Here is a 14,309-nt window from a genome sequence, read left to right as displayed (position 1 = left end):
CACCTCACCGGAAATGACAGGCGACGAGATGTCCCTCGGCGCTTGCCTTCAGCGGCGGCACCTCCTTGCTGCAGACGTCCTTCGCGATCGGGCAGCGGGTGTGGAAGTGACAGCCGGTTGGCGGATTGATCGGGCTCGGCACCTCGCCCTTGAGGCGGACGCGCTTGCGCTTGACGCTCGGATCGGGGATCGGCACCGCCGACAGCAGCGCCTCGGTGTAGGGATGCTTGGGCGACGAATACAGCTGGCGTGACGACGCCGTCTCGACGATGCGGCCGAGATACATCACCGCGACGCGGCGGCTGATGTGCTCGACCACCGAGAGATCGTGGGCCACGAACAGATAGGCGATGCCGAACTTCTGCTGCAGGTCTTCGAGCAGATTGATGACCTGGGCCTGGATCGAGACGTCGAGCGCCGACACCGGCTCGTCGCAGATGATCAGCTTGGGCTCGACCGCGATTGCCCGGGCAATGCCGATGCGCTGGCGCTGGCCGCCGGAGAATTCGTGCGGATAGCGCGTCATGTGATCGGCCTGCAGGCCGACTGTTTCGAGCAGATGGACGATGCGCGCCTCGTATTGCTGGCGCGAGGCCGCGAGGCCGTGGATCGTCAGCGCTTCGCCGATGATGGCGCCGATCGTCATGCGCGGATTGAGCGAGGCGTAAGGGTCCTGGAAGATGATCTGGATGTCGCGGCGGAGCGCGCGCAAGCCCTCGCCGGACAGGGCAATGACGTCCTTGCCCTCGAAGCGCAGCTCGCCCGAGCTCGGCTCGATCAACCTGAGCACGCAGCGGCCGGTGGTCGACTTGCCGCAGCCGGACTCGCCGACGAGGCCGAAGGTCTCGCTCGGCTCGATGTCGAAGTTGACGCCGTCGACGGCGCGCACGCTGCCGATCTGGCGCTTCATCAGTCCGCCCCGGATCGGAAACGCCTTGGTCAGGTTGCCCACGCTGAGCAAGGGTGCGGGCGCAGCGGCGGGAGCAATGGCAGCTTCGGTCATCACAGCAACGTCTCTTCGGCGCGGATGCACGCCACCTTGTGGCCCGGCTCGATCTCGCGCAGCACCGGCTGGGCCCGCCGGCAATCGGGAATGGCGAAGCGGCAGCGCGAGGCGAAGCGACAGCCCTCGGGCGGATTGATCAGCTTGGGAACGCTGCCCGGGATGCTTTCCAGCCGGCTCTTCTTGACGGCCGCGAGATCGATGCGCGGGATCGAGCGGATCAGCCCCTGGGTGTAGGGGTGGCGCGGATTGGCGAACAGGCGATCGACCGGCGCCTCCTCGGCCACCCTGCCCGCATACATCACGACGACGCGCTGCGCGACCTCGGCCACGACGCCCATGGCGTGCGTGATCAGCATGATCGACATGCCGAGCCGCTCCTTCATGTCGAGCAGCAGATCGAGGATCTGCGCCTGGATCGTGACGTCGAGCGCGGTGGTCGGCTCGTCGGCGATCAGGAGCTTGGGATTGCACGACAGCGCCATCGCGATCATGACCCGCTGGCGCTGGCCGCCGGAGAAATGATGCGGATAGTCATGAATGCGGGCTTTCGGGTTGGGAAGCTGCACCAGCGCCAGCATCTCTGCCGCCCGATCCATCGCCGCCTTCTTGGACAAACCCTGGTGCAGCTGGATCACCTCGGCGATCTGGTCGCCGACGGTGTAGACCGGATTGAGCGAGGTCATCGGTTCCTGGAACACGATCGCGATCTCGCTGGCGCGGATCTTGTTCATCTCGGACGAGCCGAGCGGCACGAGGTCGCGGCCCTGCCACAGGATCTGGCCGCCGGCGATGCGGCCGGGCGGCATCGCGATCAGCTTCAGCACCGACATCGCGGTGACGGTCTTGCCGGAGCCGGACTCGCCGACCACACACAAGGTCTCGCCGCTGCCGATCGAGATGTCGACACCGTCGACCGCCTGGACCTGGCCGTCGTCGCTGTTGAAATAGGTCTTCAGCCCCTTGATCTCGAGCAGCGGGGTCACGCGCGCGTCCATCACATCACCTTCCGCGGATCGAGCGCATCGCGCAGGCCATCGCCGATGAAGTTGATCGCGATGACGGTGAGGAAGATCGCCCCGCCGGCGAACAGCGCCCAATGCGGCGCGATGTCGAGATAATCCTTGGCGTCGAACAGCAGCCGGCCCCAGGTCGGAATGTCAGGCGGAAAGCCGAGGCCGAGGAACGACAGCGTCGATTCCGCGATGATGGCGGCGGCGACGTCGATGGTGCCGGCGACGATCACCGGTCCCAGCGCGTTCGGCAGGATGTGGCGGACGACGAGGCGGAAGTTGGAGGCGCCGAGCGCGCGCGCGGCCTCGACGAACTCCTTCTCACGCAGCGACAGGAACTGCGCACGCACCAGGCGCGCCACCGGCATCCAGCGGAAGCCGCCGATCACAAGCACGATCAGGATGAAGGTGCCGCCCTCGGGGCCGACGAGCCCCTTGAGGAGGTCGCGGAACAGGTAGATCACGAGCAGCAGCAGCGGCAGTTGCGGCAGCGACAGGAACAGATCCGTCAGCCACATCAGCGCGGCGTCGACCGGTCCCTTGGAGGCGCCGGCGATGGCACCGATGACGACGCCGACGAACAGGCCGACGGCCATCGCCGCAAAGCCGACCGCAAGCGAGATCCGGCCGCCATAGATCATCCGTGCCATCAAGTCCTGGCCGAGATCGTCGGTGCCGAACGGATGATCCCACGACGGCGGCGCGAGCCGCGCGGTGAAGTCGATCTCGTTGATCGGCACCCGCCAGATCCACGGTCCGACGACGATCGACAGCGCCAGCAGCGCCAGCACGACGACGCTGACGGCAGCAAGGCGATGGCGCAGGAAGCGCCTGACCGCATCTCGTCCGGGCGAGAAGCGGCGTTTTGGTGAAGCCGGCGCGACCGCCGCTTCAACGGAAGGAGATGCGTGGGTCAAGCCAGCCATACAGGATATCGGCGATCAGGTTGAAGAGGACGACGAGGCAGGCGAACACGAAGGTCACTGCCATGATGACGGGCGTATCGTTCGCAAGGATCGCGCTGATGAGGAGCGAGCCGATACCGGGGATGCGGAAGATCTGCTCGGTGACGATGGCGCCGCCGAACACGGTCGGCATCTGCAGCGCCACCAGCGTGACCACCGGGATCAGCGCGTTGCGCACCACGTGCTTGACGATGACCTTGCTCTCGTCGAGCCCCTTGGAGCGTGCGGTCGTGACGTAATCGAGCTTGATGACGTCGAGCACGGCCGAGCGCACATAGCGCGTATAGGAGGCGGCCTGATAGAGGCCGAGCACGGTGACCGGCATCACGGCCTGCTTGAAGTTCTCCCACCACCACATCCATCCCACGGCCTGGATGTCGGCGCGATAGACGAACGGCAGCCAACCGAGATTGACGCTGAAGATCAGGATCAACAGCAGGCCGGTGAAGAAGGTCGGCAGCGAGAAGCCGATGAAGGCGAAGGTGTTGGCGATCTGGTCGAAGATCGAATAGGGCCGCCGCGCCGCCAGCACGCCGACCGGGATCGCCACGATCAGCGCCAGAAGCTGCGCGGTGCCGACCACGTAGAGCGTGGCCGGAATCCGCTGCAGGATCAGGGTGTCGACATTGACGCGGCTGGCAAAGGAGAAGCCCCAATCGCCATGCAGCATGGCGACCAGCCAGCGGAAGTAGCGCACCATGATCGGGTCATCCATCCCGAACTTGATGCGCAGCATCTCGCGGACTTCCGGGGGAATGTTCGGGTTGCTCGCGAGCTCGCCGAACGGATCGCCCGGCGCGAGCGCCAGCAGCACGAACAAAATGAGGCTGATGCCGAGCAGGCTCGGCACGGCGACGATGAGGCGCCTGAGAAGGTAGTTTCCCATCGCTCCACCTCTACGATGTCTGGCTGGTCATGCTGGTTGCGATCAGGTCTCGCGATACCAGTTGGCGATCTGCCAGAGGTCGTTGTCCCAGCCGCTCTTGTTTGCGACCATCCCGTTCTTCAGGCCGATGCAGTTGCGGCGATTGATCTCGGGCAGGATGTAGTTGTCCTGAACGACGAGGTCGTTGAGCTTGACGAACAAGCCTGCGCGCTTGACCGGATCGAGCTCGCTCGAGGCCTGCTTGTAGGTCTCGTCATATTCCTTGTTCTGCCAGCGCGATATGTTGCGGCCCTGCCACTTGTTGTCCTTGGAGGCGATCTCCCACGACGTGAACTGGTTCATGAAGAACTGCGGATCGGCCTGCGGCATGGTGGTCTGGTACATCTCCATGTCGCAATAGAAGTGCGGATAGGTGTCGGGGTTGGCGGGGTCCGAGGAGAAGAACACCGACGCCACCACCGACTTCAGCTCGACCTCGATGCCGGCCTTCTGGAACGCCTGCTTGATGATCGCCTGGTTCTTCTGGCGCGGCGCATTGATCGAGGTCTGGAACACCAGCTTGATCGGCTTGCCGTCCTTCTCGCGAACGCCGGACGAATTCTTCTTCCAGCCGGCCTCCTCCAGGATCTGGTTGGCCTTCTCGATCGAGAACTCGAACTTGTTGTTCGGCGAGCGGAAGCGCTCCGGGTTGTTGAGGAAGTTCGCGGTCGCCACGCCGGCGCGGCCATAGATGAACTTCTGCACCGAGGCACGGTCGATCAGGAGATTGATGGCCTTGCGCACGGCCGGATCGGTGAAGAACGGATGCTTGGTCTTGACGCTGGCGCGCTCGCCGTCGACCTCGGTCCAGGGGTCGGTGACGTTGAGGGCGATGTACTCGATGTGACCGGTGACCGTGAGCTGCGCCTTGCCCTGCCCGCCGGCTTCCAGCTTGGTCAGGATCTCGTCCTCGACCTGCAGATTATACGCGTAATCGTATTCGCCGGTCTGCAGCACCGCGCGTGCCGCCGACACCGCGTCACCACCGCCCTTGACCTCGACCGTGTCGAAATACGGCCGGTTCGCCTGGTGATAGTCGGGGTTGCGCTTTGCGGCGATGGAATCGCCGGGCTTGAAGTCGACGTAGGTGTAGGGGCCGGTGCCGACCGGCTTCAGATTGGCCGGCGCCTCGCGCGACTTGCCGCCGATATAGTCGGCGAACAGATGCTTCGGAATGACGAGACCATAGGCAGCGACGAACGGATCGGCCCAGAACGGCGTCGGCTGCTTGAACGTCAGCTTCACCGTATGGTCGTCGATCTTCTCCGCCGACTTGATGCCGCGATAGCTGCCGACCGAGACCGCGGCGGTATCGGGATTGACCGAGTATTCCCAGTTGAAGATGACGTCGTCGGCCGTGAACGGCTTGCCGTCATGCCATTTCACGCCCTGCTTGAGCTTCCAGGTCACGGACAGACCGTCGGCAGCCAGGCTGCCGTTTTCCTTGCTGGGAATCTCGGCGGCGAGAATCGGCACCAGGTTGCCATCGGCATCCCAGCCGGCGAGCGGCTCGTAGAACAGCCGGCATGCCTCCTGGTCCTTGGTGCCGTTGGCGAAATGCGGGTTCAGCAAGGTCGGCGCCTGCCAGAACAGCAGCTTGAGCGGACCGCCGCCGCCGGCCTTGGTCGGCTTGTAGTCCATCGCGTCGGCTGCAAAGGCGACGCCGGAATGGGCGAGCATCGTGCCGGCCATCGGCGCGGTCAGCCCCACGGCAATCATCCGCTGCACAAATTCGCGCCGTGACAGGCGCCCGGCTTTGACATCAGCGATCTGGTTACGGAGGTCACGCTCGTTCATTCAATCGACTCCACGGTGATGCTGAATGCCAAAATAATAGCGCCACGCCATGCATCCGCGGGAGCTGCACAAAATTGGATCAGCCTTCGAAGCGACTGTCAAAGCAGAATCCGGGCCAATTTCGTACTATGAAAGGGATTGATTGTCGCACTTCGCATCTGCAGGACGAATTGCTGCAGGGCATCCCGAAAAATGGAACCACGGCGCGACCGCCGTGGCTTCGCTATCAGGATGCCTCACAGAAAGACAATCGCGGAGATTGCGCCTCAGCTCTCGCGATACCAGCTGGGCAGCTGCCACAGATCATTGTCCCAGCCCGACGAATGCGTCTGAAGTCCCTTGCGGATACCGGAGACGCGCGGCCTGTTCAGCTCGGGCAGCACGTAGCGGCCAGCGCAGACGGTGTCGTTGAGCTTGATGTACAGCGCGGCGCGCTTCACGGGATCGAGTTCGCGCGTCAGTTCGTTGTAGAGATCGTCATACGCCTTGCTCTGCCAGCGCGAGATGTTGCGGCCCTGCCATTTGTTGGCCTTGCTGGCCGCTTCCCATGACACGTACTGGGTCATGAAGGCTTGCGGCTCGGGCGATGCCATCGAGATCATGAGCATCTCCATGTCGCAATAGAAGTGCGTGTAGGTGTCGGGATTGGCGACGTCGCTGGAGAAGAACACCGAGCCCACGACTGACTTCAGCTCCATCTCGATGCCCGCCTTCTGGCAGGCCTGCTTGATGATCGCCTGGTTCTTCTGCCGTGGGCCGTTGGTCGAGGTCTGGAACACGATCCTGAGCGGCTTGCCGTCCTTCTCGCGCACGCCGCTCGCGCCCTTCTTCCAGCCGGCATCCTCCAGGATCTGGTTGGCCTTCTCGATGTTGAACTCGAAGCTCGTGTTCTTCGAGCGATAGCGCTCGGGATTGTTGACGGCATTCGCGGTGGCGATGCCGCCACGGCCGTAGATGAACTTCTGGATCGAGGCGCGGTCGATCAGCAGATTGATCGCCTCGCGCACCGCCGGATCAGAGAACAGCGGATGCTTGGTCTTCAGGCTCGCACGCTCGCCGTCGACCTCGACATTGGGGTCAGTGGCGTTGAGCAGGATGAATTCGAGATTGCCGGTCGGCACGATCTCGGCGACGCCGGTGCCGCCGGTTTCCAGCTTGACCAGGATCTCGTCCTCGACCTGCAGATTCCAGGCGTAGTCGAATTCGCCGGTCTGCAGCACCGCGCGCGCCGCCGACACCGCGTCGCCGCCGCCCTTGATTTCCAGCGTGTCGAAATGCGGCCGGTTCGGCACGTGATAGTCGGGATTGAGCTTTGCCGTCAGCGTGTCGCCCGGCTTGAAATCGACGAACAGATAGGCGCCGGTGCCGACCGGCGTCAGATTGTTCGGCGCCTCGCGCGACTTGGCGCCGATGTAGTCGGCGAACAGATGCTTTGGAATGATCGCGCCGCGCCCGCCGACGAACGGCGTGAACCACAGCGGCGTCGGCCGGCCGAACACGAGGCGGACGGTGTGGTCGTCGATCTTCTCGATGGACTTGATGTCCTTGTAGTCGCCGATGGTGACCGCTGACGTCTCGGGATTGGTGGCATATTGCCAGTTGAAGATGACGTCGTCGGCCGTGAACGGCTGACCGTCGTGCCACTTCACGCCCTGCTTGAGCTTCCAGACGACCGAGGTGCCGTCGGCGGCGAGGCTGCCGTTGGCCACGCTCGGAATCTCGGTTGCGAGCACCGGCACGAGATTGCCGTCGGCATCCCATCCCGCCAACGGCTCGTAGAAGGCGCGGGCCGCCTCCTGATCCTTGAGGCCGATCGCGAAATGCGGATTGAGCAGCGTCGGCGCCTGCCAGAACAGCAGCCTCAGCGGTCCGCCGCCGCCCGCCTTGGTCGGCTTGTAGGGAAACGCCTGCGCGGCCATGGCGACGCCGGAATGCGCCAGCATCATGCCCGCCAGCGGGGCGGTCAGCCCGACGGCGAGCATCCGCTGCACGAAATCGCGGCGCGACAGCCACCCGTCCTTGACGGCCGCGATGTCGCGGCGCAGGTCCTGTTCATTCATTCCAGTGTCTCCAAATCGTCAGCAATGTCGGCGGGCGCCGAGCGCGCCCTGAAAGCTCAGTCCGACCACGGCATCGTCTGCGGAGCCAAAAGCAGCATCCGGGCCAAGTGCCGTGACAGCGGCGGCCTAGGCTCAGCGCTCAGGCTTAAGCCTGCGGAAACGAACGCCCTTGCCGTCCGGCATGCGGGTCGCGACATAGCCGGCCGCCAGGCAGGCTTCGCGCTGTGGCATCTTCTCCTGCGGGCTCCTCAGGCTGTCCCACCACGACGCGCGGTGCGACGCGCGCGGCAGACTGTCGCCGATCAGCTCCTCGATTTCGTCGAGGCTGAGCATCAGTTCGGGGCGGGTCTGCCGCTTGAGGTAATCGCGCAGGGCATCATAGTCCGGCAAGTCTCGACTCCATCGTACCAAGCGAGTGTGCGGCAGCCTTGACGACAGGCGCTGCGAACGCAACGACTCGTTAACCTAACATGCGTTACTTCCGGTGATCCGTCACTTTACGGGCGGGACTCCACGGGGATGGGACGATGCGACCGCAAAGCCGCACAGGCCGGGCACAGCCGCCTTGGCGGCTCTCGGCCCGCACCCTGGTCACCTGCTCCATCTCGACCATCATCGGCTTCTCCGCCATCTGTGCCAGCGTCATGATCGACCTTCGCCGCGGCGAGGAGGTGCGGGCCCGGCAGTCGCTGGAAAATCTCGCCGCCGGCATCGGCGCCGACATCAGCCGCAACATCGAGCTCTACGATCTCTCCCTGCGCGCGGTTGCCGGCAACATGTTGCTGCCCGAAATCAAGGAGGTCAGCAAGCCGGTCCGCCATCTCATCCTGTTCGATCGCGCGTCCACCGCGAGGAATTTCGGCGCCATTCAGGTCTTCGACGCCAAGGGCCGCCTCGCCATCGATTCGACCACGCTTGATCCCTCGCCCGAGGACCGCAGCGATGCCGACTTCTTCCAGGTCCATCGCGACCGCCCGGACGGCGGGCTCTATGTCGGCCGCCCCGCCCAGCATCGTGGCCATGCCTCGATCGTGCTCAGCCGCCGCATTTCGACGCCCGACGGGCACTTCGCCGGCGTCGTCGCCGGCTCGATCCGCCTGAGCTATTTCCGCGACCTGTTCGGCCGGCTCACGCTCGGCCCCGGCGACAGCCTCACCGTGTTCCGGCGCGACGGCACCGTCATCGTCAGCGCGCCGTTCGATCCCACCGCAATCGGGCGCAACCTGGCGCGGGCGCCGGCCGTGACCCGCGCGCTGACCGAGCCGACCGGCTGGGCGAGCAGCTATGGCGCGCTCGACGACCTGCCGCGGCTCCTGGTCTGGCGCAACGGCACCGAGCCGCTGGTGGTCGTCGCCAGCAAGACATGGGACAGCGTCTATGCCGTCTGGCGCAGCGAGGCCGCCCAGATCGGCGCGATGATGCTGGCGCTCATCGTGTTCGTGCTGGCCGCGACCCAGGTCGCCGCGCGCGAGATCCAGCTGCGCACCAAGGTCGAATCCCGGCTCGAACAGCTCGCAACCACCGACCCGCTGACCGGCCTGAAGAACCGGCGCAAGTTCGACGAGACCATCGAGAGCGAGTGGCGGCGGGCGCAGCGGACGCAGGCGCCGCTGGGGCTTCTGATGATCGATGCCGATCATTTCAAGAGCTACAACGACACCCACGGTCACCAGGCAGGCGACCAGGTGCTGGTCGGCATCGCCGTGTGCATTTCAGACTCCGTGCGGCGCGCCGGCGATTGCGCGGCGCGCTATGGCGGCGAAGAGTTCGCCGTGCTGCTGCCGGAGAGTTCGGACACAGCCGCGCTGCATGTCGCCGAGACGATCCGCGGCAAGGTTGCGATCTGGGCGGGAGAGACGTCCAACACCTCGATCAGCATCGGGGTCGCCAGCGTCACGCCGCCGCGCGATACCGACTGGAGCAGCCTGCTCAGCGCCGCCGACAAGGCGCTGTACGCAGCCAAGGCGGCGGGCCGCAATCGCTGCGTCAGCGTTGCCGTGCCGAAGCCGTCGGCGGCCGCGGCGCTGGCGGCATGATGCCGCCGGCCGCTTCGGATCGTGACCCGTCGCGCCGGCGTTGATCTCAGCCCTTGCTGCCGAGATAGCGCTTCATGTCGTCGCGGAGCCCGTCGCGCAGATCGGCGCGTGCCATGCCGAAGGCGATGTTGGCCCTGAGGAAGCCCGACTTCGAGCCGCAATCATGCCGCTCGCCGTCGAAGTCCACGCCGTAGAATTTCTGCGTCTTCGACAGGCCGATCATCGCGTCGGTGAGCTGGATCTCGCCGCCGGCGCCGCGCTCCTGCGTCGCCAGGATCTTGAAGATCTCCGGCTGCAGGATGTAGCGCCCGGTGATCGAGTAGTTCGAGGGCGCCGTGCCCTTGGCCGGCTTCTCGACCATGCCGTCGACCTCGAAGATCTTGCCGTCGCGCTTGCCGACGCCGCAGATGCCATATTGATGCGTCTGATCGGCCGGCACTTCCTGCACCGCGAGCACGTTGCTCTTCTCGGGCAAGTCGTTGGCGGCCGCGATCATCTGTGCCAGGCATCCTGGCGCGTTCAGCACCAGCTCATCGGGCAGCACCACCGCGAAGGGCTCATCGCCGACGATGTCGCGCGCGCACCATACCGCGTGGCCGAGGCCCAGCGGCGCCTGCTGGCGGGTGAAGCTGACGGCGCCCGCCTCCGGCTGATCGCGCGCCAGGATCTCCATCTCGGTCTTCTTGCCGCGCGCCGCCAGCGTCGCGTCGAGCTCGTACATGCGATCGAAATGATCCTCGATCGCGGTCTTGTTGCGGCCGGTCACGAATGCGAAATGTTCGATGCCCGCTTCTCTCGCTTCGTCGAAGACATATTGGATGAGCGGTCTGTCGACGATCGTCAGCATTTCCTTCGGCATCGCCTTGGTGGCGGGAAGGACGCGGGTGCCGAGACCGGCGACCGGAAATACGGCTTTGCGGATCTTCATGGGGGATGACTAAACCTTGTGACGATATGAATGCGAAAACGATCGCATCTTGGTAGCTCGTTTGCAGCCGAGAACAAAGGCGGATGTTGGTCGAGTGTTCCGTCGGACGCAGTCCGAAGGGCGAAATTTCGCTGCGGAAATCATCAACCCTGTTAATCTCCTGTTAAGCAGGTACGGGCCTCGTTGAGCCCGGTCTTCACGCGATCTGGATCGAGACATGGTGCGACGGAACGAATTCCTGGCGGCGCTGAAGGCCGGAGCCCGGACAGCGCTTGTGACGACCGCGCTGGCAGCGGTGTCCGGTTCCGCATCGGCCCAGTCCGGCGGCGGGCCGTTGAACTTCCTCGACGGCCTGTTCACGGGCACCCTGACCAAGGGTGACCCGGGCGCCTCCACGCCGGCGCAGACACCCTCGACCGGTGGGCCGCAGCCGTGGAGCGGCGAGGACGGCGCCTCCGGCCATCCGCTGATGACGGCGGCAGCGATCCGCGAGGCCGCGGGCAATTTCGACGCTTGCGTCGCCGGCATGTGGCCAGATGCCGCACGCCGCAACATCACGCAGGACAATTTCCAGCGCTTCACGGCAGGCCTGTCGCCTGACCTGCGCATCATGGATCTGCTCGACGCGCAGCCCGAATTCACCAAGTCGATCTGGGACTATCTCGACATCCTGGTGAGCGACGCCCGCATGGCCAAAGGCCGCGAAGTGCTCGCGAAGTACAAGGCGCAGTTCGATGCCACCGAGCGTGCCTACGGCGTCGACCGCTACATCGTCGCGGCGATCTGGGGCATCGAATCCAACTACTCGACCCAGATCGGCGATCGCAGCGTGCTGCAGTCGACCGCGACGCTCGCCTGCATCGGCCGTCGCCAGGCCTATTTCAAGGATGAGTTCCTATCGGCGCTGGAGATCCTCAACCGCGGCGATCTGCGACCCGAGCAGCTGCGGGGCTCGTGGGCGGGCGCGTTCGGCCCGACCCAGTTCATGCCGACCGCCTTCAAGCGCTTCGCCGTCGACGCCGATGGCGACGGCCGCCGCGACGTGGTCGACAATCCGGCCGACCTGATCGCCTCGACCGCCAACAACCTGAAGAAAGACGGCTGGCAGAGCGGCCAGAGCTGGGGCTACGAGGTCGTGCTGCCGCAGGGCTTCAACTTCATGCTGGCCGACCGCGCCAAGACCATGAGCTTCGGACAATGGGAGCAGCTCGGCTTGCGGCGCCCCAACGGCCAGCCGTTCCCGGCCTCGGCCGAGAAGGCCTATCTGCTGGCGCCAGCCGGCGCGCAAGGGCCGGGGTTCCTGATGCTGCAGAACTTCCGCGTCATCATGAAATACAATCCGGCCGAGGCCTATGCGCTGGCGATCGGCCATTTCGCCGACCGCCTGCGCGGCGGTCCACCCTTCGTTCAGGCTTGGCCGCGTGAGGAACGGACGTTGTCGCGGGCCGAACGGCTCGAGCTGCAGCAGCTGCTGGCGGAACGCGGCTTTTACCGCGGCACGCCCGACGGCCAGTTCGGCGGTCAGACCCGTGAGGCGCTGCGGAACTTCCAGGCCTCGATCGGGGCGCCAGCGGACGGTTTTGCCACCTCCGACGTGCTGGAACGACTGCGGGCGCGGTGATCCCGGCCCAATCCGCCGCGCCGGTAACCTTTTGGGGCGATTGCGGCGGACATCAACACCATCCGGTGAATGCCCGTTTGCGGCCTGATTCGGCTCCTATTATATGGGTTGTCACGATTTCGCCGCGCGGCGGCGCGGACGGGTGCGCATGTCAAAGCTGAAGTCCATTCTCAAGCTGTTGAACGAGCCCGGCCCCCTGGTCGTGCTGGCGGTCGTCATCGCCATGCTGGTCGGGATCACCGGCCCGGCCTCGGCCCAGTTCTTCAACTTCAACCCGTTCTCCTCGCCGCGGCCGGCGCCGCGCGGCGGCGGCGGGGGCTGGTTCGGCAACGACTTCTTCACGCCGTTCCAGCCACAGCAGCCGAGAAAGGTGACACAGGACTATTCCAAGGCGCCGCCGCCGGAGAAGCGCGACAATGCCCCGGAGCGCTACGTGCTGGTGCTCGGCGACGGCATGGCCGACTGGCTCGCCTATGGCCTGGAAGACGCCTACTCCGAGCAGCCCGACATGGGGATCACCCGCCGAATCAAGACGAATTCGGGCCTCATCAAGTACCAGCCCAAGGGCGAGCCGGCCGACTGGGCTGCAGCCGCCAAGGGCATCCTGGCCACCGAGCGTGCCGATGCGATCGTGATCATGCTCGGGCTCAATGACCGTCTCTCGCTGCGCGAGCCGGTTGTCGAGAAGACCGACAAGCCGGACGACAAGAAGGCGGACAAGACCAAGAAGGACGCCAAGGCCAAGCCCGGTGAGGCCAAGCCCGGCGACACGAAGCCCGGTGACGCCAAAGCCGGAGAGGCCAAGCCGGATGCCAAGTCCGATCCGAAGACCGACACGGCCGCCAAGCCTGACGATAAAGCGGACAGCGATCTGCCGCAGGACGAAGCCGATAACGATACGCCTGCAGTGGCGGCACCGGAAAAGGCTGCCCGCTCACCCAACGGCCTCTACGAATTCCGCGACGACCGCTGGGTCGAGCTCTATACCAAGAAGATCGAGGAGATGATCGCGGTCGCCAAGAGCAAGGGCGTGCCCGTGCTCTGGGTGGGGCTGCCTGCGGTCCGCGGCCCCAAGGGCACGGCCGACGCGCTTTTCCTGGATTCGCTTTTTCGCGACGTCGCCGGCAAGGCCGGCATCACCTATGTCGACGTCTGGGACGGGTTCGTCGACGAAGCCGGCCGTTTCCTGCAGAAAGGCCCGGATTTCGAAGGCCAGATCCGCCAGCTGCGCTCCTACGACGGCGTCTATTTCACCAAGCCCGGCGCGCGCAAGCTCGCGCACTATGCCGAGCGCGAGATCAACCGCCTGCTCGCAGCCCGTTCAGCCCCGCTCGAACTGCCGAACGAGCCGGCGACGCCGGACGCCAACGCCGTACCGGGCCAGCCGGCGCCGCGCCCGGTCGCAGGTCCGATCCTGCCGCTGGTTGCCTCGTCGGTCGGCACCGATCAGCTGCTCGGCGGCCCCGGCTCCCGCCCGGCGGCGGTCGATGCCCTGGCGGCCCGGACGCTGGTCAAGGGCGAGGCGCTGAGCCCGCCCGCCGGTCGCGCCGACGATTACATCTGGCCGCGCCGCGAGATCGGGCGCGAACAGGCCAAGGAGCCGCCGAAGGAGCTCGCCAAGCCCGATACGCCGATGGCGGCGACGTCACCGAACGAGGCCGTGCCGGCTGCCCCGAATCAGCTTCCGGCCCAGCAGAGGCCAAGACGGCTGACGACCCCTGGAGCGCCGGGCCAGACACCGCCCGCCCAGGCGCAACAGCCGAACCAGGGCGGTCAGGGCGTGCGCGAGTTCTTCGGCTTCGGCGCGCCTCAGCAGCCCCAGGCGCAGCCATCGAAGCCGCCAGCCGCGCGCAATCCCAACGCCCCGCCACGGCCGCCAGGAGCCGTGGGCCGCTCGGCGGCGGTCGAAGCCCCTGCGCGATGATCCCGGGCTGAGGTTAGCAGGTACAGAGCGATCGCCC

The 14,309-nt window shown here is 65.6% G+C and carries 11 protein-coding genes; 3 read left to right on the top strand and 8 right to left on the bottom strand.

All coding sequences use genetic code 11. The features are described 5' to 3' along the window. Positions 1-4: 4 nt before the first annotated feature. From S58_RS05945 to S58_RS05915, 7 genes are all read right to left on the bottom strand, one after another. Positions 5-1,003 (bottom strand): ABC transporter ATP-binding protein, encoded by a 999-nt coding sequence (locus S58_RS05945; RefSeq protein ID WP_015664348.1) that lies wholly within the window; start codon positions 1,001-1,003, stop codon positions 5-7. Further along, complete coding sequence (locus S58_RS05940; protein ID WP_015664347.1) at positions 1,003-2,001, bottom strand: ABC transporter ATP-binding protein; 999 nt, start codon at positions 1,999-2,001, stop codon at positions 1,003-1,005. Before S58_RS05940 ends, S58_RS05945 begins: the two co-directional genes overlap by 1 nt. After that, positions 2,001-2,942: an ABC transporter permease gene (locus tag S58_RS05935; RefSeq protein ID WP_042340581.1), complete on the bottom strand. Its 942-nt coding sequence runs from the start codon at positions 2,940-2,942 to the stop codon at positions 2,001-2,003. Before S58_RS05935 ends, S58_RS05940 begins: the two co-directional genes overlap by 1 nt. After that, a complete protein-coding gene (locus tag S58_RS05930) occupies positions 2,908-3,867 on the bottom strand; it encodes an ABC transporter permease (RefSeq protein WP_015664345.1) in 960 nt (319 codons plus the stop codon). The genes S58_RS05935 and S58_RS05930 overlap by 35 nt, the downstream gene beginning before the upstream one ends. A gap of 42 nt (positions 3,868-3,909) precedes the next feature. After that, positions 3,910-5,703: a peptide ABC transporter substrate-binding protein gene (locus S58_RS05925; protein WP_015664344.1), complete on the bottom strand. Its 1,794-nt coding sequence runs from the start codon at positions 5,701-5,703 to the stop codon at positions 3,910-3,912. Between the two features lie 266 nt (positions 5,704-5,969). Further along, the gene (locus S58_RS05920) at positions 5,970-7,763 is read right to left on the bottom strand and encodes a peptide ABC transporter substrate-binding protein (protein ID WP_015664343.1); all 1,794 of its coding nucleotides are present in this window, start codon (positions 7,761-7,763) and stop codon (positions 5,970-5,972) included. Positions 7,764-7,895: 132 nt separating this feature from the next. Beyond that, the gene (locus S58_RS05915; protein ID WP_015664342.1) at positions 7,896-8,153 is read right to left on the bottom strand and encodes a DUF7662 domain-containing protein; all 258 of its coding nucleotides are present in this window, start codon (positions 8,151-8,153) and stop codon (positions 7,896-7,898) included. A 137-nt stretch (positions 8,154-8,290) separates the two neighbouring features. On the opposite strand from S58_RS05915, the gene S58_RS05910 reads away from it, so the two are divergent. After that, entirely contained in the window at positions 8,291-9,799 is a 1,509-nt protein-coding gene (locus S58_RS05910; protein ID WP_015664341.1) for a GGDEF domain-containing protein, read from the top strand. Between the two features lie 46 nt (positions 9,800-9,845). Here the strand turns inward: S58_RS05910 and S58_RS05905 are convergent, their stop codons facing one another. Then, entirely contained in the window at positions 9,846-10,727 is an 882-nt protein-coding gene (locus S58_RS05905; RefSeq protein WP_015664340.1) for a UTP--glucose-1-phosphate uridylyltransferase, read from the bottom strand. 217 nt (positions 10,728-10,944) lie between these two features. Between S58_RS05905 and S58_RS05900 the strand changes: the two genes are divergently transcribed. Both S58_RS05900 and S58_RS05895 read left to right on the top strand, forming a co-directional pair. Then, positions 10,945-12,348, top strand: a complete 1,404-nt coding sequence (locus S58_RS05900) for a lytic murein transglycosylase (RefSeq protein WP_015664339.1) — start codon at positions 10,945-10,947, stop codon at positions 12,346-12,348. Between the two features lie 148 nt (positions 12,349-12,496). Next, positions 12,497-14,272 carry a DUF459 domain-containing protein gene (locus S58_RS05895; protein ID WP_042338833.1) on the top strand — a complete coding sequence of 592 codons (1,776 nt, stop codon included), beginning with the start codon at positions 12,497-12,499 and terminating at the stop codon, positions 14,270-14,272. The last annotated feature ends 37 nt before the right edge of the window (positions 14,273-14,309 follow it).

This window comes from Bradyrhizobium oligotrophicum S58, from assembly GCF_000344805.1.
Classification (GTDB): domain Bacteria; phylum Pseudomonadota; class Alphaproteobacteria; order Rhizobiales; family Xanthobacteraceae; genus Bradyrhizobium; species Bradyrhizobium oligotrophicum.
This window is presented reverse-complemented; position numbering and strand designations above follow the sequence as displayed.